Below are 22,996 nucleotides of genomic sequence, written 5' to 3'. Positions count from 1 at the left end.
GCTGGGGACCATGAAACGACGACTGATCCTCTGCGGCGCGCTGATCTGGAGCGCGGTCTACGGAGCGCTCGGCTACTTCTGGTGGTCGGGCGGCGGCGGCTTCCCCTTCGGCGACCCCAACGCCCACGTCGGGATGAGCTTCTTCGTGGGCGTGACGGCGGACGCGATGGCACCGTTCATCGCCCTCGCCTGTACGGCCGGCGTCCTGCTCGCGGCGGCGGCCCTCTGGTGGCCGGGGATTCCCGCGCCGGTCGTCGCCGCGTACGGCTGGGTGGCCGGGGCGAGCCTCCTGTTCGTGTTCCCCGACGTACGGCTGCTGCAGAACATGGCCTACTCCCTGCGCGGCTACTTCGGCCTGGTCGACTGGCCCGTGCTCAACCAGCTCGTGTGCGTCGCGGGCGGGGCGCTGTGGATCGGCGTCGCGCTGGGCTCCGTGCGGGGCGGCGCCGCGTCGTGGCCGTGGCGGCGGATCGGGCTCTGGGCGACGGCCGTCGCGGTGCTGTCGCCGCTGCCGTACGGCACGCAGCGGGCGGCCTGGTCGGCGGGCATCCCGCTGTGGGTCGACCAGAGCTTCGTCGACTCCCTGGCGGCCGACGCCGTGGCCAAGGGCGTGAGCGGGCTGGGGAGCTACTCGCTCCCGCTGCTCTGCCTGGGCGGGGCGCTGCTCACGCTCGGGCTGGCGCAGCGGTGGGGGCGGGTCTTCCCCCACTGGGTGCCGGTGCTCGGCGGGCGGGCGGTGCCCGAGGCGATGGCGGTCGTGCCCGCGTCGCTGGTGTCCGTGGCCCTCACCGTGACCGGGCTGACCTCGTGGCGCGGTCTGCTGTCCGGTGACATGGACTGGTCGGTCGGCGGCGTGGGGCTGTTCTTCCTGCCGTGGGGGCTGTCGCTGGGCGTGGCCACCGTGGCCTACCACTACACGCGAGGTCACGTCCCTGCAACGCCGCTCACCCTGGCCCGTCCCCAGCCTGATATGCGGCCATAATTACGGGACGGCCGGGGTTTGCGGGGTGCGGAGAGATGACGGCGTTACTCGTGCGGGGTCCGGCGGGCTTCATCCGGCTGGTGCCGGGGCAGCGGCTGCTCGTGGGGCGCGAGGGTGACATCGCCATCGCCGACGCCCGCGTCTCCCGCCACCACGCCGAGGTCGTCCACGAGTCCGGCCGCTGGATCCTGCGCGACCTCGGCAGCCGCAACGGCACGTTCATCGGGCGGAACCGCATCTCGACCGTCCACGTGGCCGTCCCCTGCACGGTACGGCTCGGCGGCGCGGAACACGGCCCCCGCCTCGACCTCGAACCCGAACCTGCCCACCCGGCGGCCCCGCAGTCACAGCGCCACCCGGACACGCTGCACACCGGCCACCAGGTGACCGAACACCCAGGCCCTTCAAACCCGGGCCACCCCGGCACGGGCCACCCAACCGCGGGCCACCCAACCGCGGGCCACCCAACCGCGGGCCACCCGAGCGCGGGCCACCCAGGTACGGGACATCCGAGCGCGGGCCACCCAAGCCCAGGGCATCCGGGCTCGGGACACCCGGGTGCGGGGCATTCCGGGAGTGGGCAGGGCTGGGGTGGGGTGCCGGAAGGGGTGACGCAGCTCGGGCGGCCGGCCGTGCAGGGGCGTCCGAGTGAGCTCCCCGAGCGGGTCCTCCCCCTGACCGGCGTCCTGCGGATAGGCCGGGCCGCCGACAACGACCTGGCCCTGCCCGACGACCTCCTGATCTCCCGCCACCACGCCGAGATCCACCGCTCCCCCAACGGCCCGTACGTCAGGGACCTGCGCAGCCGCAACGGCACCCACGTCAACGGCCACCGCGTCACCGACGCCTACGTCCAGCCGGGCGACCTGGTCTCCGTGGGCCACTACCAGCTGGTCGTGCACCGCGACCACGTGGCGGTCCACGCCGACACCGGCGCCGTGTCCCTGCGGGCCGAGGAGCTGACGGTCAAGGCGGGCTCCGCCGTACTGCTGGACCGGGTGAGCCTGCGGCTGGACGCCTGCAGCCTGCTCGCGGTGGTGGGCCCGTCGGGCGCGGGCAAGTCGACGCTGCTCGGCGCGCTCACCGGCGCCAGGCCCGCCACGCACGGCCGGATGCTGTACGAGGGCCGCGACCTGTACGCCCACTACGACGACCTGCGCCACCGCATCGGCCTGGTCCCGCAGGACGACATCCTGCACAAGGAGCTCACGGTCGAGCGGGCGCTGGGGTACGCGGCGGCGCTGCGCTTCCCCCAGGACGTGACGCGGGCCGAGCGCCGGGCCCGCATCGACGAGGTGATCGACCAGCTCGACCTGGCCGAACGCCGCAAGCTGCGCATCGACCGGCTGTCGGGCGGCCAGCGCAAGCGCACCAGCGTGGCGCTGGAGCTGCTGACGAAGCCGTCGCTGCTGTTCCTGGACGAGCCGACCTCCGGGCTGGATCCGAGCCTGGACAAGGAGGTCATGAACACGTTGCGGGAGCTGGCCGACGACGGCAGGACCGTGGTGGTGGTCACGCACAGTGTGCTGCACCTGAACGTCTGCGACCGCGTGCTCGTGCTCTGCCGGGGCGGCAAGGTCGGATATTTCGGCCCACCGGGTGAATTGCTGGGTTTTTTCGGGGCGACGGAGTACTCGGAGGTCTTCAAGAAGGTCAGCGACGAGGCCGACCTGTGGGCCGACCGCTTCCGCCGCTCCTCCTACTACACGCGCTACTGCGGGGGCGGCTCCGGCCAGGGCCTCGACGGCCACACCGTGACCCCGCCCCCGGCGCCGCCCAAGCAGAGCATGGGACGGCAGTTCGCGATCCTGTCGCGGCGGATGTTCTCGGTGATCCGCTCCGACAAGCTGGCCGCGCTGTCGATGGTCGGCCTGCCGATCATCCTGGCGCTGATGACCCGCGTCGTGGAGGGCTCGGCGGGCCTGGCGCCGCCCGGCGGCAAGATCGGGCGCAGCGAGGAGGCCGGAACCCTCCTGATCATCCTGGTGTTCGGGGCCGCGCTGATGGGCCTGATCGGCGCGATCCGGGAGATCGTCAAGGAGGGCCCCATCTACCGCCGCGAACGTTCGGTCGGCCTGTCACCGGTGGCGTACCTGCTGTCCAAGGCTGCCGTGCTGGGCGCGATCAACGTGGTGCAGGCGGCGTTGTTCGTCACGCTGGCCATGATCGGCCGCAAGCCGCCCGCCGATCCGCTGATCTTCGGCTCCGGCAGCGTCGAGATCATCGTCGTGGTCTCCGCCGTGGCCTTCACCTGCAGCCTGCTGGCCCTGCTGGTCAGCGCCCTGGTCAGCACCAACGAGCAGGCCATGCTGATCATGGTGGTGCTGGTGATGGCCCAGTTCGTCTTCATCGGCAAGCTGATCGAGGTCGTCGGCCGTACCGGCCTGGAGCAGTTCACCTGGCTCATACCCACCCGCTGGGGCTACGCGGCCGCCGCGGCCACCACCAACCTGCAGAAGATCGACTTCGCCAAGCCCAAGGACGCCCTCTGGGACCACGACCCGGCGGGCTGGCTCCGCTCGATGGCCGTGCTGATCCTCATGTCGGCGGTCCTGGCCCTGGCCACCCGCCTCGCCCTGCGCCGCTACGAGGCCAAGTCCCGCTGAACCACAAGGTCATCCCCGGCCAATAGTATGAAGTTCAACAAAAGCAATGAAAGGGCACGCAATGGACGTCGAGCAGACGGCCCTGCCGGGGATCGGACTGCGGCACGAGTTCACCACCCAGTCCGGAAGGCGGATCGGCATCGTCTCGCACCGCACCGGCCGCCGGGACCTGGTGATCTACGACAAGAGCGACCCGGACCAGGCGTGCGAGGCGGTCAAGCTCAACGACGAAGAGGCCGACGCCCTGTGCGAACTGCTCGGCGCCCCGCGCATCGTGCAGCGGCTCAACGAGCTGCACCGGCAGGTCGAGGGCCTGGTCAGCGTGCAGTTGCCGATCAGCGACGGCGGGCCGTACGCGGGCCGGCCCATGGGCGACACCCAGATGCGCACCCGCACGGGATCCTCCATCGTGGCCGTCGCGCGCGACGGCCGGGTGGTGGCGAGTCCCGGCCCGGACTTCGTGTTCGCCGCCGGTGACGTGGTCGTGGTCGTGGGCACGCCCGAGGGCACCTCCGCCGCCGCCGACGTCCTGGCCGCGGGGTAGGCCCGCGGGTGCACGCAGGGATCCTTCTTCTCGAACTCGGTGCTGTCATCCTCGGTCTCGGCGTGCTCGGCGCGCTGGCCCTGCGCGGCGGCATCTCCCCCATCCCCCTCTACCTGATCGCGGGCCTGGCCTTCGGTACCGGCGGCATCCTGCCGCTGGCCACCAGCGAGGAGTTCATCCAGGTCGGCGCCGAGCTCGGCGTCATCATGCTGCTGCTCACGCTGGGCCTGGAGTACAACGCCGACGAACTGGTCACCAGCCTGCGCGGCAACCTCCGCGGCGGCCTCGTGGACCTGGTGCTCAACGCCGCGCCCGGCGCGATCGCCGCCCTGCTGCTCGGCTGGGGCCCCGTCGCGGCCGTCGCCATGGCCGGCGTCACCTACGCCACCTCCTCCGGCATCACCGCCAAAGTCCTGTCCGACCTGGGCTGGATCGGCAACCGGGAGACACCCGTCGTCCTGTCGCTGCTGGTCTTCGAGGACCTGACGATGGCGCTCTACCTGCCCATCCTCACCGCGTTGCTGGCCGGCGCGAGCCTGCTGAGCGGGGCGGTGACGGTGGGGATCGCGCTGGCGACCGTGAGCGTGGTGCTCGTCTTCGCCCTCCGGTACGGCAAGCTCATCGAACGCTTCGTGGCCAGCCCCAACTCCGAGGTCCTGCTCCTGAAGGTCGTCGGCCTGGCACTCCTGGTCGCCGGGATCGCCCAGCAGCTCCAGGTGTCGGCGGCCGTCGGCGCGTTCCTGGTGGGCATCGCGCTGTCGGGAGAACTGGCCGAAGGCGCGCGGGCGTTGCTGGAGCCGCTGCGCGACCTGTTCGCCGCGGTGTTCTTCGTCTTCTTCGGCCTGCAGACCGACCCGGCGGCGATCCTCCCCGTGGCCGGGCTGGCCGCGGCGCTCGCCCTGGTCAGCATGGTCACCAAGCTCCTGACCGGCGCCTACGCCGCCCGCCGCGCGGGCATCGCCAAGGCCGGTCAGGCTCGGGCCGGCATCGCGCTGATCCCGCGGGGCGAGTTCAACATCGTCATCGCGGGGCTCGCGGTGGCCGCCGGGGTCCATCCGGACCTCGGGCCGCTGGCCGCCGCGTACGTGCTCATCCTGGCGGCCTTCGGTCCGCTGGCGGCCAAGGCGGTGCAGCCGCTGATCACCGCGATCGCCCGCCGTACCTGATCCCGCGTGGGGGGCGGCTACTCGCCGCCCTCCACGCCGGGGGCGGCTACTCGTCGCCCTCCACGCGCATCACGCTGGCCACCGCGCGGACGATGTCGAGCTTGCGCAGCCCTTCCATCGTGGCGGTGAGCGCGGCGTCGGTGGCGCGGTGGCTGACGATCACCAGCTGGGCGTCGTCGCCGTGGCCCTCCTGCCGGACCGTCTGGATGGAGACGTCGTGGCGGGCGAACTCCTCGGCCACCCTGGCCAGCACACCCGGCTTGTCGGCGACGTCGAGCGCCACGTGGCAGCGGGTCACGGTCTCGCCCATCGGGTGCACGGTCAGCGAGGCGTACGTGGACTCCTCCGGCCCGCGCGCCCCGGCCAGCCGGTTTCTGGCCACGGCCACCAGGTCGCCCAGGACCGCGGAGGCGGTGGGCGCGCCGCCGGCACCGGCGCCGTAGAACATGAGCTGCCCGGCCGACTCGGCCTCGACGAACACCGCGTTGTACGCCTCGCGCACGCCGGCCAGCGGATGGGTGCGCGGGATCATCGCCGGGTGGACCCGCACGCCGACGCTCCTGCCGTCGTCGGAACGCGCGCAGATGGCCAGGAGCTTGATGACGTACCCCATGGCCTTGGCCGAGGCGACGTCGGTGGCGGTGATCTCGGTGATGCCCTCGCGGTGCACCTGCTCGGCGGTCACCCGGCTGTGGAAGGCCAGCCCGGCGAGGATCGCGGCCTTGGCGGCGGCGTCGAAGCCCTCGACGTCGGCGGTGGGGTCGGCCTCCGCGTAGCCGAGCGCCTGCGCCTCCTCCAGCGCGTCGTTGAACGAGGCGCCCGTGGAGTCCATCTTGTCGAGGATGTAGTTGGTGGTGCCGTTGACGATGCCGAGCACGCGGTTGACGTGGTCGCCGGCCAGCGACTCGCGCAGCGGGCGCAGCAGCGGGATGGCCCCGGCCACGCTGGCCTCGAAGTAGAGGTCCCCGCCGCCGGCGCGGGCCGCCTCGTGGAGGGTGGAACCGTCCTCGGCCAGCAGCGCCTTGTTCGCGGTCACGACCGACTTGCCCTTGGACAGGGCCGCGACGATCAGCGAGCGGGCGGGCTCGATGCCGCCGATGACCTCGACGACGATGTCGACGTCCTCACGGGTGACGAGGGCCTCGGCGTCGGTGGTGAGCAGCGCGGGGTCGACGTCCACCTCGCGTTTACGCCCCAGCCTGCGTACGGCGACGCCCGCCAGCTCCAGCGGCGCCCCGATCCGGGCGGCCAGGTCGTCGGCCTGCTCGCGCATGAGCCTGATGACCTGCGAGCCGACGACGCCGCATCCCAGCAGCGCGACCTTCACAGTTGCCCCCTCAGCAGATCGTCCTCGGTCTCGCCCCGCACGATCACCCGGGAGGCACCGTCGGCGACGGCGACCACGGCGGGCCTGGGCAGATAGTTGTAGTTGCTGGCCAGCGAGCGGCAGTAGGCGCCGGTGGCGGCCACCGCGATGAGGTCGCCCGGCGCGAGGTCGGCCGGGAGGTAGAAGTCCCTGATGACGATGTCGCCGCTCTCGCAGTGCTTGCCGACCAGGCGGCTGAGCATGGGCGCGGCGGTGCTCTCGCGGTTGGCCAGCACCGCGGTGTACTCGGCGCCGTAGAGCGCGGTGCGCACGTTGTCGCTCATGCCGCCGTCGATGCTGACGTAGGTGCGGATGCCCTCGACGTCCTTGACGGTGCCGACCTCGTAGAGGGTGATGCCGCCCGGGCCGACGATGGTGCGGCCCGGCTCGACGGTGAGGTTGGGCACGGGCAGCCCGGCGCCGGAGCAGACCTTGGCGACGATCTCGCGCAGGCCGTCGGCCAGTTCCTTGATGTCGGGGGCCTCGTCGCCTTCGACGTAGGCGATGCCGTAGCCGCCGCCGAGGTCGAGCTCGGGCAGCACGACGCCGTGCTCGTCCTTGATCCGCACGAGCAGGTCGGCCAGGCGGCGGGCGGCCACCTCGAAGCCGGCGGTGTCGACGATCTGCGAGCCGATGTGGGAGTGCAGGCCGACGAGTTCGAGCTGGGGCAGCGCGAGGATGCGGCGGACCGCCTCCGCGGCGGCGCCGGTGTTGAGCGACAGGCCGAACTTCTGGTCGTCGTGGGCGGTCGCGATGAACTCGTGGGTGTGCGCCTCGACGCCGGTGGTCACCCGGATCATGACCTTGGGCCGCTTGCCGAGCTCGTCGGCGAGGTAGCCGACCCTGGCGATCTCCTCGTAGGAGTCGACCACGATGTGCCCGACGCCGACCTCAAGGGCCCGGGTCAGCTCGGCGACGGACTTGTTGTTGCCGTGGAGCGTGATGCGCTCGGGCGGGAAGCCGACGCTGAGCGCGACGGCCAGCTCACCGCCGCTGGCCACGTCGAGGCCGAGCCCCTCGTCCCGCAGCCACCGGACGATCTCCCTGCACAGGAACGCCTTGCCGGCGTAGTGCACGTCGGAACCGGCGAAGGCGGTGGCGTAGTCGCGCATGCGCGAGCGCACGTCGGCCTCGTCGACGACGTAGAGCGGAGTGCCGTGCTCGGCGGCGAGGTCCCGCACGTCGATGCCGCCGACCGTGAGCGCGCCCTCGGTCCTGCTCGACGTTCGCGGCCAGATCGCGGGATTGATCCGGTTGAGGTCGGCGGGCGCCAGCGGCGGGCGCTCGTGGGGCAGCATCTCGGCGTGCCGGTCCCCTGCGGGATGGGCGAATCGACTCACCCAAAAGAGGCTATCGGAACGCGGGATCGCGCCGGACACCGTGCCCACCTGTCGAGACACGATGTGCAGGAAATTGTAGAGTTTTTACACGCTTTCACGCCTTATGGCGTGAAATTTCAGATTCTGTCGGGTCCAGGAAGGACTTCCTGTACGGCCAGCGCCAGCCGCACCCGAGCGGTGTGCACCGGGGAAGCCGGTTCGTCCCCGACGGGCAGGGGCGCCGCGTGCTCATAGGCGTCGTGGTAGGCCAGCGCGAGCCGTACCAGAAAGGCCGCCCACCCCGGCTCCGCACTGACCCGGCGGCCGGGCAACTCGGCCAGCACGCGCAAGACCGCACGATCGCGCGCCCCCGACAACCACCCGGGCTCAAACCCGCCAGATGCCTCAGTCCCGCCGGACGCGCCAAGCCCGCCCGACTCACCAGGGACGCCGGGCGCCGCAGGGGCACCGGACACTCCAGGGGCGCCAGGCATTCCAGGGGCGCCGGGCACTCCGAGGGCGGCGGCCTCGCGCGCCACGGCCACTGCCCTGGCGCGCGCATATTTCACGACAAATCCGGGGTTGTCCCAGGTCAGCGGCTCCTCCGGCCACCCCTGGTCCGCCACCGCGAAGACCTCGCCCAGCACGTCGGCGGGCTCGGGCAGGACGATGCGCAGCAGCCCGTTCGGCTGCGCCGCCGCCCCGGGCACGGACGCGGCCAGCTCGCCCGGGTCCACCCGGCGGCGCAGCGCGGCGGCCGACAGATAGACCGCCTCCCGCGTCCAGTCGCCCTCGGGCGCGGGCGGCTCGCCGAGAAGCTTCGCGAGCTGCCCGGGTGTCATCAGATGAGCGCGTGGGGCTCGGCGGAGCCGTACTCGACGAGCTGGGCCGCTCCCAGCAGCCAGCGGTCCTCGTCGCGCACGCGCACGTAGCCGAAGCGGTCGGCGGAGAAGACCTTCACCCCGTCCGTACGGCACTGCCGCATGAGCACCTCGTCCCAGCCCTCGGTCAGGTCGGGGAAGCCCAGCTCGCGCAGCGCGTTGCGGCGGGCCAGCAGCGTCGCCCCGGCGATCTCCGGCGTGTAGGTGTACTCGGCGTCCGGCTGCTTCAGCAGCGTGGCCTGGGCGTTGCGCAGGTGGGCGTAGAAGGCGGCCTTGCCCACGATGTCCGCGGTGCCGAACAGGAAGGCCCGGCTGAGGTCGGACAGGTAGTGCATGCCGTAGACGTCGCGCGGGTCCATGACCGCGACCAGGTCGGCCTCGCACAGGTCGAGCCCGTGGTTGAGCATGCCGCCCGTGGACAGCGCGGGGTCGAGGTCGCGGAAGACGACCTCGGCATCCTTGATCACGTCACGGGCGCGCTCCCCCGCGCCGGGCGGGCCGAACAGGATCAGCTGCGTGACCCCGCTCTGCCTGGCGACCTGGGCGAGCGCGTGCTCCAGCAGCGCCGCGTCGGTGACCGGCAGGATCACCGAGACGTTCAGCGTCGCGCGGGCGCTGGGCAGGCCGATGCGCTCCAGCAGCTCGTCGACCCGCTCGGTCATCGTGCCGCCCGCGTGGGCGCGGCGCAGCGCGGCGTGGGCGCGGCGGGAGTCGGGCTCCGGGCCGATCGAGGTGCCGCAGGCGGCGATCTCCGACAGCCGCCATGTCGGCGTTCCCGGTGGCACGTCCACCGCGGCCGGCCAGCGGTAGGACGTCAGCACGTCCGGATACGACAGGTGCGGCGGCAGCAACTGCTCCAGCGTGAGCACCCGGTCGACCCGGCCGCCCGACAGCGGAAGCGGGTTGTGCACCCTCGGCTGCACGCCGAACTGCAGCCGGGGCCAGCCGCTCGCCACGTCAACGCTGAAGCGGTGCTCGAACAGGGCCGCGGCGGCGGCGAAGCCGGCGGGGTCGCCCTGGGTGTGCCAGAAGACCGTGCGGATGCCCCGCTCCGCGCACCAGGCCAGCAGCGCGCGCAGGCCCTCGCCAGGCTCGCCGGCGATCTCCTCGGCCCACGGGCCCTCGGTGACCGACTCGACGACGAGCAGGTGGGGCACCTCCAGCGGCAGCACCCGGGCGAAGTCGCGTGGGGTGAAGCCGGTCGTCTGCCGCCACTCGTAGCGCAGCAGCGCCTCGGCGTGCGGGTCGGCGATGACGGCGGCGGTCAGGTGGGGGCGCGTGTTGGGGCCGGTCGGGATCCTGAACGGCTTCAGCCGGAACGAGGCGCCCTCTATCGTCCGGGTCGCGGCGGTGGCCTGGAAGGCGGCGCCGGGCCGCTCGGCCTTCTGATCGGCGGCGGCGACCGGCTTGCGCTTGGGGGCGACCGGGCGCGGGGCGGCCTTGGCCGCGCCCTTGATGCCCTTGGCGAGACGTACCGGGTTGGACTTGCCTGACTTCAGCGCGTCACCGAGCCGGTTCCAGCGGGCGACCTTGATGGAGGACAGCTTCCACTGCGCCACCTCGGCCTGATAGCGCTGCTCGGCCAGCTCCTTGCGCAGCCTCTCCGCGTCGGAACGCTCGTCGTCGAGCCGGTCCTCCAGCTCCGACACCTGCGCGGCCAGCGCCTTTGCCTCCTGCGCGCTCTGCTCGGCGGCGGCGAGCTTCGCCTGGGCGGTGTCCAGCAGCCGCGCCAGCTCCGCCGCGTGCTCGGCCTGGGCGACCGCGTCCCTCAGCGCCTTGCGCGTGCTTTCCAGCTCCGTCATCGGCCTTCCTCCAGCAGGCCAACGACAAAGTGGCCGTGTCCATTGGCTCGCTCGCTGCGCTCGCTCACGAGGCCAAAGGATACCCTTCAACCGGTAAGCGGCAGGAAGGGATGGATCCGGTGCAGTTCAATGTGCGGCCCTACGTCTGCGGAGCCCTCGGCCGGATCGACCCCGCCGTCGCGGCGAAGCTGGCCGCCGCCGGCCCACGCTGCCGCCCCGCGCTCCAGACCGCCCACGCGGCGCTGTTCAGCACCGCCCCCCTGCCGCCCTACCACCGTGCCGAGGGCGAGTTCGCCTTCTCCTGGGGCGAGCGCAAGCCGCCGGCCCTGGGCACGTGGATGTCGGTGGCCGAGACCTACGAGACGCCCGGTCTCATCGGCGCGGGCGAGCGGGTCACGCTGCACGCGGGCGCGCTCGGGCTCGTCGACGTCTATTACGTACGGCTCGGCGACGCCGTCTACTTCTCCTCCCTGATCGCCCCCCTGCTCTCGCTGGTCCCGGTCGAGATCGACTGGGACGCGTGGGCCTCGATCCTCCAGGTGACCTTCCCGCTCGGGGAGGCGACGCCGTACCGGCAGATCAGGCGGCTGCCCGGCTCCAGCGCGCTGGTGTTCACGGGAGAGCGGCTGGCCACCGAGCGGCGGCTGCCGCGCTGGCTGCGGCGCGAGCCGTACGAGGCCTGGACCGGTGCGGAGGAGATCCTGGAGATCCTTCACGAGGTCTACAAGGACTACGAGGGCAGGCGGCTGCTGGTCCCGGTCAGCGGCGGCTACGACTCGCGGCTGCTGGCCAGTGTGGCCGTGGCGCGCGGCTTCGACGTGGAGTCCTGGACGACCAGCCCGGACGACGGCACCGACACCGACATCTCCTTCGCCCAGGCGATCACCCGCGAGCTGGGCATCCCGCACCGCGTGGTCACCCAGGATCCCGGCGCCTATCCGGCCGACGCGCTGGAGGTGGCACGCAGGCTCGAGTATCTGACGCCGCACCACGCCTGGTACGCGCCGTTCGCCAAGGAGGTGCACGGCGCGGGCCGCATCCTGGTGGACGGCCTGGCCGGCGGGCCGCTGCTGAAGAACTTCATGGTCAGCGGGGCGGCGCTGGAGGCCACCTCCCAGGCCGAGCGCTCGGCGGCGGTGCTGAGCTCGCTGTCGCTGGGCGCGCCGTCGCGGCCGTTCCTGTCGGAGGCGGCGGCGGCCTGGATGGCGCGGACCGTGGGCGAGCAGTTCGCCGAGTCCACCTCGATGCTCCACGGGCATCGGGCGGAGCTTCCGTTGTCGGTGCTGCACACGCGTACGGTGCGGGGCATCGCCCGTTCGGCGGTGAACCTGGTGGGGCCCGAGGCCTCGTTCGCGGCGCCGTTCATCCATCCGGAGTTCTTCGACGCGGCGCTGTCGGTGGGCGTGGCCCGCAAGGACAAGGGGCGCTTCTACCGCGAGCTGCTCCACGCCGCCGGTCCGCGCGTGGCGGCGCTGCCGTCCACGAACGTGGTCAAGCAGCCGCTTCAGCGGGTGCCGCTGCGCTCGACGGCGGCGCCGGCCCGCGAGTACTCGCACCGGATGCTGGCCACGGTGGCCGAGCGGGTGCCGGGCCTGCTGTCGGAGGACCTGCACGAGGTGATCGGCGGCGGGCCCGACGCGCTGACGCGTTTCAACGGCTGGAACGACCGGTTCTGGGTGCGCGGTCTGGTGCTGTTCGGCGCCTGGCTGCGCGATTACGGGCATGACCTGGGTGAACTGGAAGCGCCGTTCTAGCGAACGCTAAGTAACGTCGCGATTACGCCGCGATCTCGTGGGTATTACATGCGGCACAGCACAAGCGGGTTCCGGAAGGCCGACGGGCTGGTAGTGTTCGGCCCGTAAGCGCCGCGAACAAGCGGGCACCGGGTCACAAATCCGGGCTCGCTCAGGGCATGGGGTTCGCAGGGATGACGACTCCAGGCGGCGCGGTCACCACAAAACGCCGGGGTATCCGGTGACTTCGTCCTGCCCACATCTCCTTCTGTGAGCGACACATGATCAACGCATCCCCAACACCTGAGCAGGTGTCCGAGACGTTCGTCTCGGAGGACCCGCACTGGTACAAGCGGGCTGTTTTCTATGAGGTCCTCGTCCGGGGTTTCAAGGACTCCAACGGCGACGGCACCGGAGACCTGCGCGGCCTGGTCGAGAAGCTCGACTACGTGCAGTGGCTCGGTGTCGACTGCCTTTGGCTGCTGCCCTTGTACGAGTCGCCGCTGCGCGATGGCGGATATGACATCTCCGACTACATGAAGATCCTTCCGGACTTCGGGGACCTCGGGGACTTCGTCCAGCTCATCGAGTCGGCGCACGCCCGTGGGCTCCGCATCATCACCGACCTGGTGATGAACCACACCAGTGACCGGCATCCGTGGTTCCAGGCCTCCCGGCACGATCCCGAGGGGCCCTTCGGCGACTTCTACGTCTGGTCCGACGAACCCACCGGCTACCCCGACGCGCCGATCATCTTCATCGGCGCCGAGGAGTCCAACTGGACCTACGACCCGGTGCGCAAGCAGTACTACTGGCACCGGTTCTTCCACCACCAGCCGGACCTGAACTACGACAACCCGGCCGTGCAGGAGGCGATGCTGGAGGTCCTGCGCTTCTGGCTGGACCTGGGCATAGACGGCTTCCGCCTGGACGCGGTGCCGTACCTGTTCGAGCGCGAGGGCACGGGGTGCTCCGGCCTGCCGGAGACGCACGCCTACCTCAAGAAGGTGCGCGCCGAGGTGGACCGCCTCTACCCCGACCGGGTCCTGCTGGCCGAGGCCAACGGCTGGCCGGAGGACGTGGTGGAGTACTTCGGCGACCCCACCACCGGGGGTGACGAATGCCACATGGCCTTCCACTTCCCGCTGATGCCGCGCATCTACATGGCGGTCAAGAAGGAGGCCCGCGAGCCGATCTCCGAGATCATGTCGCGGACCCCCAAGCTGCCCGACAGTGCCCAGTGGGGCATCTTCCTCCGCAACCACGACGAGCTCACGCTCGAGACGGTGACCGAGGAAGAGCGCGACTACATGCACAACGAGTACGCCAAGGACCCGCGCATGCGCGCCTACCTCGGCATCCGGCGGCGCCTGGCGCCGCTGCTCGACAACGACCGCGACATGATCGAGCTCTTCCACGCCCTGCTGCTGTCGCTGCCCGGCTCACCCGTCATGTACTACGGCGACGAGATCGGCATGGGCGACAACATCTGGCTGGAGGACCGCGACTCGGTCCGCACCCCGATGCAGTGGAGCCCCGACCGCAACGCCGGCTTCTCCAGCGCCGACCCCGGGCGGCTCTACCTGCCCGCGGTGATGGATCCGATCTACGGCTACCAGGCGGTCAACGTCGAGGCGCAGCAGAAGCACGAGGGCTCACTGCTGCACTTCACCCGCCGCATGCTGCAGATCCGGCGTAACCACCCGGTCTTCGGCACCGGCGCGTACACCGAGATGTGGTCGTCGAACTCCAGCGTGCTGACGTTCGTCCGCGAAGAGGGCGACGACCTCATGCTGTGCGTGAACAACCTGTCGAAGTTCCCGCAGCCGGTCGAGCTCGACCTGCGCCGCTTCAAGGGCATGACCCCGGTGGAGGCGCGCGGCGGCGTGCCGTTCCCGCAGATCGGCGAGCTGCCGTACCTGCTGACACTCCCGGGCCACGGCTTCTACTGGTTCGCGCTGAAACACATGTGATCGCTCAGCGGGCGGTGACGGGCACCTGGGCCCGCGCCGCCCGCCTGGCGGGGATCAGTGCCACCGCCAGCGCCGCGCCCACCGCCACCAGCACCGCGAGCACGAGCGTGGTGGCCGAGGGCGGGCGGCCGATGCCCGCGCCCACACCGCTGGTGTGACCTTGCAGGTCGATCAGGCCCGTCACCACCGAGGCGCCCACGGCGGTGCCCGCGAGCACGCCCAGGATCACCAGCAGCCCGGTCCCGGTCACCAGTGTGGCCATGAGCTGGCGCGGGGTCAGGCCCATCGCCTTCAGCACCGCCAGGTCGAGCGCGTGGTCGCGCAGCCCGAGCGCGCTGGCGGTCAGCAGGTTCGCCAGTCCGATCAGCGACAGCACGAAGATGAGCGCCACGACCAGCACCCGGATGACGGTCAGCCGCTCGGCCGGGTTCACCACGCGCTGCACGTCCAGCCCCTCTCCGGAGACGGCCAGCAGCCGCGTGCGCACCTCCCCCGCGTCCGCGCCGTCCTTGAGCACCAGCGCGTAGAACTCCGGCGGCACCGTGTCCTTGGCCGCGAGGCTGTCCAGGCCGACCGAGAGCACCTCGCCGTCCAGGTCGGGCTCCACGGTCCTGCCGACGATGCGCACGATGAGCGGCGAGTCGCCGACCGTCAGCCGCACCCGGTCACCGATCTTCGCCCGCAGCAGGTCGAGCAGGCCCTGCCCGGCCACGGCCTCGCCGGGCTGGGCGTACATGCGGCCCTCCACCACCGGGAAGGGGTACGGCTGCGCCGAGTTGCCGATCGCCCGCACCCGCACCGACCTGGCCTGGCCCGGGGCCAGGGCGTTGACGTCGGCGCCCTGGTAGACGGTGGCCACGCCGCGGTCGGCCTTGGCCAGGCGCTCCGCCGAGGCCGACTCCAGCTTGCCGGGGCGGACGTGGAGGGCGGCGTGCTGGCCGACCTGGGCGGGGTTGCGCTGGAAGTTGTCGAGGGTGGACCACACGCCCAGGCCGATGGTGATCATCATCATGGGTACGGCCAGGCCGAACACGGTCATGAACGCGGGCACGCGGCGGGTGAACGCGTCGCGGGTGCCCAGGACGAGGGCGGGCGGGAGCCGTACCAGGAGGGCCAGGCGCGCCAGGCGTGACAGGTGGCCCCGGGGCGGCGCGGAAGGGGCGGCGGGGATCGGCGGGGTGCGGCCGCCGCGCCAGGCGGGCAGGCCGACGGCGGCCAGCACGACCAGGGCGGTGCCCGCGACGATGAGCAGCACGGGCGCCGGGGCGATCGCCGAGGGGCCGAGCACGACGGCGATCACCGCCACGCCGGCGACGGTGCCGAGCGCGACGCCGACCAGGCCGAGCGCCCCGTGTTCGACCACGAGGAGGCCGGCGACCTGCGCACGGGTGAACCCCATGGACTTCAGCGTGGCCAGGTCGCGCAACTGGCCGAGCACCCGCCCGCCGGCGGCGTTGGCCAGCGCCAGCGCGGCGGCGACCAGCCCCACCACGCCGAACAACGCCAGCAGCGTGCCCAGGAGCCGGTTGTCGAGCTCCATGGCGGCCCTGACCTGCCGCCAGGTGTAGACACGCTGGAGCTTGTCCTCCAGCATGACCACGACCCGCTGGGAGACGACCTGGGTGGCCTCGGGGTCGGTCAGGCGCAGGCCGGTCACGTACTCGCTGCGGCCGAGCGCGGGCTCGATGCGGTCGAGCAGGTCGGGCAGCACCCAGGCCAGGCCGGGTGTCCACTCGGGGTAGAAGCCCTGCTCGGCGGTGTCGGCGATGCCGCGGACGTAGAGCGTGTGGCGGGCGCCGCTGAGCGCGGTCACGGTGACCGGCGCGCCGAGCCGCAGCCCCAGCTCGCGGGCGAACGAGCGCTCGACGACGACGCCGTCGAGCTGTCCCTGGTCGAGCCAGCGGCCCTCGGCGACGACCGGGTGCGCCACCTCGGGCGCCGCGGCGGGCAGCGCGCGCAGCGCGGCGGGCTCCTTCTTGCCGTCCTGCACGACGCTCACGGGCGCCGAGCGGTACGGCCCGGCCACCTGCGTGACCCCGTCGATCTCACGCAGCCTGACCGCCTGGGGAACCTCCTGGGTGTGGATCCACACGTGGGCGCCGTCGGTCTGGGAGAACAGGCTGCGCCAGGGGTTGGTGCCCTCCTCCAGCAGCGTCGCGGCGGTGATCAGCGCGGCGACGATCCCGGCGACGGCCAGGACGGTCAGCACGGCCTGCCCGCGCCTGGCCCGCAGGTCCGCCCTGACCCATCGGCTGCCCGCGTGTCTCATCGTCACCTGAGCTCTCTCATCGTCACCTGAGTTCGGTCACCTGCGTTCGGTCACCTGAGCTCGATGACCTCTCCGGCGTTGCCCTTGCGGCGGCGGGCGATCCGGCCGTCGTCGACGATCTCGCCGTCGAGCAGGGACACCACGCGGTCGGCGAGGCTGGCGACGCGGGCGTCGTGGGTGACCATGACGATGGTCTGGCCGTCCTTGTGCACCTGTCCGAGCAGGCGCAGCACGTCGCGTGTGTTGCGGCTGTCGAGGTTGCCCGTGGGCTCGTCGGCCAGCAGCACCGTGGGCTGGTTGGCCAGGGCCCTGGCCAGCGCGACCCGCTGCTGCTCGCCGCCGGACAGCTGACCGGGCGCGGCGTCGGCGCGCTCGGCGAGGTTGAGCGCGCCGAGCAGCACCTCCCTGCGTTCGCGTGCCTCGCCGGGCGTGGCCCCTGCCAGCAGGGCGGGCAGCTCGACGTTGTCGGCGACGGTCATGCTGGCGACCAGGTTGAAGAACTGGAAGACGAAGCCGATCTGGCGGCGCCGCAGCACCGCCCACGCCGACTCCGACAGCGTGTCCACGCGCTTGCCGCCGAGCCAGATCTCGCCGCTGGTGCGGGTGTCGAGCCCGCCCAGCATGTGCACGAGCGTCGACTTCCCCGACCCGGACGGGCCCATGATGACGACGAACTCGCCCTCGTCCACCTGCAGGTCCACGCCGCGTACGGCGGGCACGGGCACCCCGCCGTTCGAGTAGATCTTGACCAGGTTGACGGTTTTCAAAAGGGTCATATCAGGTCCTCCTGGCAGCGCTGCAGCCAGTCGAGGTCGGCCTGCAGGTGCAGCATGGCTCCCTCGATCAGCAGCGTAGCGACCCGGTTGGCCGGGTCCGTACGCTCCAGGAGGTCGTTGAGGTCGCGCATCAGCGCCAGATAGTGCCGGCGCTGGCGGCTGATCAGCGCCATCTGGTCGGAGATCCCGGTGAGCGGCGCGAGCACGAGCTTCATGAAGAACTCGTCGCGCACGCGCGGGCCCTCGGTCGGCTCGTCCACCCACTGCGTCAGGGCCTCACGGCCTTCCGCGGTCAGGTAGTAGACCTTCTTGTTGGGCCGGTTGGACTGCTCGACGTCAACCGCCCTGACCAGCCCGTCCTTCTCCAGCCGGCCGAGTGTCACATAGATCTGGCCGATGTTGGGAGAGGGGTAAGCGCTGCCGAAGGTCAGCTCCAGGGCCTGTTTGAGCTCATACCCATGGGCAGGCTCCTTGGCCAGGAGCGCCAGCAGGTGCAGCCGCACCGCCCCACCTCCCGTACGTTACGCATGCGTTACGGAGATAACCGTTGACCATCAGATTACAGGTGTGCATAACATGAATGCATCTACCTAACACGTATGTAATCCTAGAAACGTGGAGGTAACAACGTGCGTCGTTTGATGCCGGTGCTGCTCGCCGCTCTGCTGACGGCAGGCTGCGCCGCGTCCGGCGACGACGGCGGCGGCGAGCCGGAGACGGGCGGGATCGGCCCGATCACCTTCGCCGTCGGGCGCGAGGGCACGACGTACTTGCAGCCACTGCTGGATCGCTGGAACCAGGCCCACCCGGCCGAGAAGGTGACGCTGATCGAGCTGCCAGAAGCGGCGGACGAACAGCGTGCCCAGATGGTCTCCAACCTTCAGGCACGCAGCGACAGGTATGACGTGCTTGTCCTGGACGTCGTGTGGACCGCGGAGTTCGCGGACAACGGCTGGATCATCCCCTTGGAGCGCGGGGCCTTCCCGCTCGACAAGTTCCTGCCGCCGGTCGTGGACACAGCGGTGTACAACGGCAAGCTCTGGGCAGTGCCGTACACGAGCAATGCGGGTTTGTTGTTCTACCGCTCTGACCTGGTGAAAAAGCCGCCCAAGACCTGGGCGGACCTCCGGCGGCGGGCGATTGACGTAACGAAAAAACACAATATTGGTGGCTATGCCGGGCAGTTCCTCGCGTACGAGGGGCTGACCGTGAACTTCTCCGAGGCCGTGGGCGGGCAGATCCTCAGCACCGACGGCCAGGAGGTGACGCTCGACAGCGCCAAGGCCAAGGCCGCTCTCGGCTTCCTCGCCCAGGGACTTCGCGAGGGCTGGATCCCGGACGACGCGCTGTCGTACAAGGAAGAGGAGTCGCGGCTCGCCTTCCAGAACGGCGACCTGGCCTTCGCCCGCAACTGGCCGCACGCCTACGGCTCCGCCAAGGCCAAGCTCGGCGACCGGTTCGCGGTCACCAGGCTGCCGGGCCAGAACGGGCCGGGCACCAGCGCCCTGGGCGGCCAGAACCTGGCCGTCAGCGCCTACTCCAAGCATCCGAAGACCGCCCGCGACTTCATCCACTACTTCACCAGCATGGAGACCCAGCGCCGGGTCCTGTCCGAAGGCTCCTTCCCGCCGGTGTGGACCGAGCTTTACGACGACCCCGAGCTGATCGAGCAGTTCCCCTATCTCCCGGTGCTCAAAGAGAGCATCCTGGCCGCCAAGCCGCGGCCGGTCAGCGCCAACTACAACCAGCTGAGCCTGGTGATCGCCAGTTCGGTCGCCAAGGCGCTCAGCCCGCCGTTCCCCGAGCCGAGCGACGCGGTCGTGGACTCGTTGAAGGCGGATCTGACGGAGTCATTGTCGACTCAGTGAGGCAAGACATGAGAAAGACAGCCATCGTCCTGGCAGGGCTCGCGGTCGCGGTCTCGGCCTGTGGCAACGCGCCGACGACCACCCCCAGCCAGCCCGCCGGCACCGGCGCCGCCACCTCCGGCGGCGCGAAGCCCCTCCAGGGCCAGAAGATCGAGGTCGCCGCCAAGTGGACCAGCGACGAGGAGAAGTCCTTCCGCCAGGTGCTGAAGGCCTTCTCCGACAAGACCGGCGCCGAGGTGACCTACGCCTCCACCGGTGAGGACACCGGCGCGTACCTCGGCCCGCGCATCAAGGGCGGCAGCCCGCCCGACATCGCGATCCTGCCCCAGCCGGGCCTGGTCCAGCAGTACTCCGACGACAAGGCGCTCAAGCCCCTCACCCCCGAGGTCATCAGCCAGATCGACACGAACTACACCCCGTACTGGAAGGAGCTCGGCTCCGCGGGCGGCCAGGTGTACGGCGTGATGGTGAAGGCCGCGCACAAGTCGCTGGTGTGGTACCGCACGGCCACCTTCGAGGAGGCCGGCGTCCAGCCGCCCACCAACTGGGACGAACTGCTCAAGGCCGCGCAGACCATCGCGGACTCCGGCACCGCCCCCTTCTCCTTCTGCGGCGCCTCCGGATGGACCCTGACCGACCTGTTCGAGAACGTCTACCTCAGCAGCGCCGGTCCGGAGAACTACGACAAGCTCTCCAAGCACGAGATCCCGTGGACCGACCCGTCCGTCACCACGGCGCTGGAGAAGATGGCGCAGATCATGACGAAGAAGGAGTTCGTCCTCGACGGCAACTCCGGCGCCCTGCAGACGCAGTTCCCCGACTGCGTCACCAAGGTCTACGACCAGAAGAAGGCCGCCATGATCATCGAGGCGGACTTCGTGGCCACTCCGGTCGCCCAGTCCGGCGAGAAGGTCGGCGAGGGCGCCAAGACCTTCCCCTTCCCCAAGGTCGGCGAGACCAGCCCGGTCGTGCTCGGCGGCGACATCGCGGTGGCGCTGAAGGACACCCCCGGCGCGATGGCGCTGCTGGAGTTCCTGGCCTCCAAGGAAGGCGGCGAGATCTGGGCCAAGCTGCCCGGCTACCTGTCGCCCAACAAGAACGTCTCCCCCGACAACTACCCGGACGAACTGACCAAGCAGCTCGGCCAGACCATCGTCTCGGCCGGTGACGCCGTCCGCTACGACATGTCCGACCTCGCCCCCAGCGCCTTCGGCGCCACCGACGGCAAGGGCGAGTGGAAGGTCTTGCAGGACTTCCTGCGCAACCCCGCCGACGTCAAGGGCGCTCAGGCGAAGCTCGAAGAAGAAGCCAAGAAGGCCTGGAAGTAGAGAGGTTAGGCCGTGACCGAACGGTTGGACGGCCCGCAGGCCCCGTCGCAGGACGGGGCCGCCTCCTCACGGGCTGACACCCCCAAGAAATTCCGCCTCGGCCCTTCCCCCACGATCGCCGTCGTCTTCTTGCTGCCGGCCGCGATCCTGCTGGGAATCTGGGTGGTCTACCCGATCGTCTACTCGATCTTCCGCAGCCTCTTCGACGCCTCGGGCAGTGTGTTCGTGGGCGTGGAGAACTTCACCACGATCTTCACCGACCGCGGCACGCTGGTCACCATCAGGAACAACCTGATCTGGGTGATCGTCGCGCCGATCCTGGTCACCGTGCTCGGCCTGCTCTTCGCGGTGCTGACCGAGCGCATCAAGTGGTCCACGGCGTTCAAGCTGATCGTCTTCATGCCGATGGCGGTCTCGCTGATGGCCGCCGGCGTCATCTTCCGCCTGGTCTACGAGCAGGACCCCGACAAGGGCCTGGCCAACGCGGTGCTCACCACCGTGAACGACACCTTCTCCTCCAGCCAGGGCTACCCGGACGCCCGCCCCCGCGAGGGCGACACCTCTCCGGTCGCGGCCAAGGACGGCGGGGTCGCCACCAAGCAGCCCGCGCAGGCGGGCCAGCCGGTGCTCATCCCGCTGGTCGGCATCAAGGCCAACACGATGCCGGCCAACGCCGCCCCCGCGCTCGCCAGCCCGCCACCGGGCGCGCTGTCCGGAACGGTCTGGTTCGACTTCACCCCGGGCGGCCAGGGCACGAGCGGCGCGGTCGACCCCCAGGAGAAGGGCCTGCCCGGCATGACCGTCGAGGCGGTCAAGGACGGCCAGGTCGCCGCGACGACCACCACCGCCGACAACGGAACCTTCCGTTTCGACGGGCTGGCCGCCGGCTCCTATGAGGTACGGCTCCCGCAGACCAACTTCACCGCCCCCTACCGCGGCCTGAACTGGCTCGGCGAGGCCCTCATCACCCCCGCGATCATCGGCGCGTTCGTCTGGGTCTGGGCCGGATTCGCGATGGTCCTCATCTCGGCCGGACTCGCGGCCATCCCGCGCGATGCCCTGGAGGCCGCACGCATCGACGGAGCCACGGAGTGGCAGGTGTTCCGCAGGATCACCATCCCGCTCCTGTCCCCGGTGCTGCTGGTCGTCTTCGTGACGATGATCATCAATACCTTGAAGGTGTTCGACCTGGTCTTCATCATCGCGCCGGCCTCAGTGCAGCCACAGTCGAACGTGATCGCGCTGGAGATGTGGCGCGTGTCGTTCGGCGGCGGCAACAACCAGGGCCTGGGCAGCGCGCTGGCGGTCTTCCTGCTGATCCTGGTCCTGCCCTTCATGATCATGAATGTCCGCAGGTTCAGAAGGGAGGAGCGCTGATGGCCACGGCGACCGCCACCGTCGAGCGGAGTGTCGAGGCGGGCGCCCCCAAGCGCGGGCTGCTCAGCCGGGGCGTGGACAAGGTGGGCGGCGGCGCCGTCCAGGTCGTGATGATCCTGATCGGCCTGTTCTGGCTGGTCCCGACGCTCGGCCTGCTGGTCGTGTCGATGCGCTCGGTCGCGGTCAACAACGCCGAGGGCTGGTGGACGATCTTCACCAAGCCCGCGGAACTCACCCTGGCCAACTACTCCAACCTGCTGGCCACCGGGTTCACCGCGTCGTTCTGGAACACCATCGCCATCACGGTGCCGACCACGGTTCTGGTCATCGGCATCGCGGCGATGGCCGCCTACGCGTTCGCGTGGATGGAGTTCCCCGGCCGCGACCTGCTGTTCCTCGTCGTCGTCGGCCTGCTCATCGTCCCCATCCAGGTCGCGCTCATCCCGATCGCCTCGTTCTACGGCAGCACCGGGATGTTCGGGTCGATCCCCAGCGTGGTGCTGTTCCACGTGGCCTTCGGCCTGCCGTTCGCGATCTTCCTGCTGCGCAACTTCTTCGTCGGCATCCCGGCGTCGTTGCTTGAGGCGGCGCGGATGGACGGGGCTCCGGAGTGGAAGATCTTCGTCAGCATCGTCTTCCCCCTGGGCAAGCCGGCGATCGCCTCCCTGGGCATCTTCCAGTTCCTCTGGGTCTGGAACGACATGCTCATCGCCCTGGTCTTCGCCAACCCCGACTCCCAGCCGATGACCAAGGCACTGCAGTCTCAGATGCGGCAGTTCGGCAACAACATCGACATCCTGTCGTCCGGCGCCTTCCTGTCGCTGATCATCCCGCTGATCCTCTTCTTCGCCTTCCAGCGCTACTTCGTGCAGGGCATGATGGCGGGTTCGGTCAAGTAGGGCATTCCCTGGGATCCGGGCCACCCGGATCCCAGGTGTGTGATCGTTTTGGTACCGCTTGTGCCCGCGTTTGCGGCGCAAGCCGTACCAGAGCTGGATAGGCTCAA

At 70.6% G+C, this 22,996-nt stretch carries 17 protein-coding genes; 10 read left to right on the top strand and 7 right to left on the bottom strand.

Annotated elements, in window-relative coordinates; all coding sequences use genetic code 11:
- Positions 1-10 precede the first annotated feature (10 nt).
- The 4 genes from ACIBKY_RS06530 to ACIBKY_RS06515 all read left to right on the top strand — a co-directional run bounded on the left by ACIBKY_RS06530 (position 11) and on the right by ACIBKY_RS06515 (position 5,298).
- On the top strand, positions 11-982 hold the full coding sequence (locus ACIBKY_RS06530) for a hypothetical protein (protein WP_397094911.1): 972 nt from the start codon (positions 11-13) through the stop codon (positions 980-982).
- 35 nt (positions 983-1,017) lie between these two features.
- On the top strand, positions 1,018-3,588 hold the full coding sequence (locus ACIBKY_RS06525) for an FHA domain-containing protein (RefSeq protein WP_397094910.1): 2,571 nt from the start codon (positions 1,018-1,020) through the stop codon (positions 3,586-3,588).
- A 61-nt stretch (positions 3,589-3,649) separates the two neighbouring features.
- A complete protein-coding gene (locus ACIBKY_RS06520) occupies positions 3,650-4,132 on the top strand; it encodes a cation:proton antiporter regulatory subunit (protein ID WP_397094908.1) in 483 nt (160 codons plus the stop codon).
- Between the two features lie 8 nt (positions 4,133-4,140).
- Entirely contained in the window at positions 4,141-5,298 is a 1,158-nt protein-coding gene (locus ACIBKY_RS06515) for a cation:proton antiporter (protein ID WP_397094907.1), read from the top strand.
- A gap of 46 nt (positions 5,299-5,344) precedes the next feature.
- Here the strand turns inward: ACIBKY_RS06515 and ACIBKY_RS06510 are convergent, their stop codons facing one another.
- The 4 genes from ACIBKY_RS06510 to ACIBKY_RS06495 all read right to left on the bottom strand — a co-directional run bounded on the left by ACIBKY_RS06510 (position 5,345) and on the right by ACIBKY_RS06495 (position 10,666).
- The gene (locus ACIBKY_RS06510; protein ID WP_397094906.1) at positions 5,345-6,625 is read right to left on the bottom strand and encodes a homoserine dehydrogenase; all 1,281 of its coding nucleotides are present in this window, start codon (positions 6,623-6,625) and stop codon (positions 5,345-5,347) included.
- On the bottom strand, positions 6,622-8,004 hold the full coding sequence (lysA, locus tag ACIBKY_RS06505; protein ID WP_397094905.1) for a diaminopimelate decarboxylase: 1,383 nt from the start codon (positions 8,002-8,004) through the stop codon (positions 6,622-6,624). The genes ACIBKY_RS06510 and lysA overlap by 4 nt, the downstream gene beginning before the upstream one ends.
- 116 nt (positions 8,005-8,120) lie before the next feature.
- On the bottom strand, positions 8,121-8,825 hold the full coding sequence (locus ACIBKY_RS06500) for an anticodon-binding protein (protein WP_397094903.1): 705 nt from the start codon (positions 8,823-8,825) through the stop codon (positions 8,121-8,123).
- Positions 8,825-10,666 carry a hypothetical protein gene (locus ACIBKY_RS06495; RefSeq protein WP_397094902.1) on the bottom strand — a complete coding sequence of 614 codons (1,842 nt, stop codon included), beginning with the start codon at positions 10,664-10,666 and terminating at the stop codon, positions 8,825-8,827. The genes ACIBKY_RS06500 and ACIBKY_RS06495 overlap by 1 nt, the downstream gene beginning before the upstream one ends.
- 110 nt (positions 10,667-10,776) lie before the next feature.
- Here ACIBKY_RS06495 and ACIBKY_RS06490 point away from each other — a divergent pair, with 110 nt between their 5' ends.
- Positions 10,777-12,420 carry an asparagine synthetase B family protein gene (locus ACIBKY_RS06490; protein WP_397094900.1) on the top strand — a complete coding sequence of 548 codons (1,644 nt, stop codon included), beginning with the start codon at positions 10,777-10,779 and terminating at the stop codon, positions 12,418-12,420.
- Positions 12,421-12,680: 260 nt separating this feature from the next.
- On the top strand, positions 12,681-14,372 hold the full coding sequence (treS, locus tag ACIBKY_RS06485; protein WP_397094898.1) for a maltose alpha-D-glucosyltransferase: 1,692 nt from the start codon (positions 12,681-12,683) through the stop codon (positions 14,370-14,372).
- 4 nt (positions 14,373-14,376) lie between these two features.
- On the opposite strand, the gene ACIBKY_RS06480 is transcribed toward treS, so the two are convergent.
- Genes ACIBKY_RS06480 through ACIBKY_RS06470 form a run of 3 tightly spaced genes read right to left on the bottom strand, consistent with a single transcriptional unit; the run spans position 14,377 to position 17,920 of the window.
- The gene (locus ACIBKY_RS06480; RefSeq protein ID WP_397095466.1) at positions 14,377-16,641 is read right to left on the bottom strand and encodes an ABC transporter permease; all 2,265 of its coding nucleotides are present in this window, start codon (positions 16,639-16,641) and stop codon (positions 14,377-14,379) included.
- A 50-nt stretch (positions 16,642-16,691) separates the two neighbouring features.
- Positions 16,692-17,417 (bottom strand): ABC transporter ATP-binding protein, encoded by a 726-nt coding sequence (locus ACIBKY_RS06475; protein WP_397094897.1) that lies wholly within the window; start codon positions 17,415-17,417, stop codon positions 16,692-16,694.
- Positions 17,414-17,920 (bottom strand): PadR family transcriptional regulator, encoded by a 507-nt coding sequence (locus ACIBKY_RS06470; RefSeq protein ID WP_184966027.1) that lies wholly within the window; start codon positions 17,918-17,920, stop codon positions 17,414-17,416. Before ACIBKY_RS06470 ends, ACIBKY_RS06475 begins: the two co-directional genes overlap by 4 nt.
- 126 nt (positions 17,921-18,046) lie before the next feature.
- Between ACIBKY_RS06470 and ACIBKY_RS06465 the strand changes: the two genes are divergently transcribed.
- Genes ACIBKY_RS06465 through ACIBKY_RS06450 form a run of 4 tightly spaced genes read left to right on the top strand, consistent with a single transcriptional unit; the run spans position 18,047 to position 22,889 of the window.
- On the top strand, positions 18,047-19,285 hold the full coding sequence (locus ACIBKY_RS06465) for an ABC transporter substrate-binding protein (protein WP_397094895.1): 1,239 nt from the start codon (positions 18,047-18,049) through the stop codon (positions 19,283-19,285).
- A gap of 8 nt (positions 19,286-19,293) precedes the next feature.
- Positions 19,294-20,613, top strand: a complete 1,320-nt coding sequence (locus tag ACIBKY_RS06460; RefSeq protein ID WP_397094894.1) for an ABC transporter substrate-binding protein — start codon at positions 19,294-19,296, stop codon at positions 20,611-20,613.
- A 12-nt stretch (positions 20,614-20,625) separates the two neighbouring features.
- The gene (locus tag ACIBKY_RS06455; protein WP_397094893.1) at positions 20,626-21,990 is read left to right on the top strand and encodes an ABC transporter permease subunit; all 1,365 of its coding nucleotides are present in this window, start codon (positions 20,626-20,628) and stop codon (positions 21,988-21,990) included.
- Positions 21,990-22,889, top strand: a complete 900-nt coding sequence (locus tag ACIBKY_RS06450; RefSeq protein WP_397094891.1) for a carbohydrate ABC transporter permease — start codon at positions 21,990-21,992, stop codon at positions 22,887-22,889. Before ACIBKY_RS06455 ends, ACIBKY_RS06450 begins: the two co-directional genes overlap by 1 nt.
- Positions 22,890-22,996: the final 107 nt, after the last annotated feature.

Source organism: Nonomuraea sp. NPDC050394 (assembly GCF_044459065.1).
Lineage (GTDB): Bacteria > Actinomycetota > Actinomycetes > Streptosporangiales > Streptosporangiaceae > Nonomuraea.
Note: the sequence above shows the minus strand (reverse complement) of the source record. Positions and strands in the feature narration are given on the sequence as shown.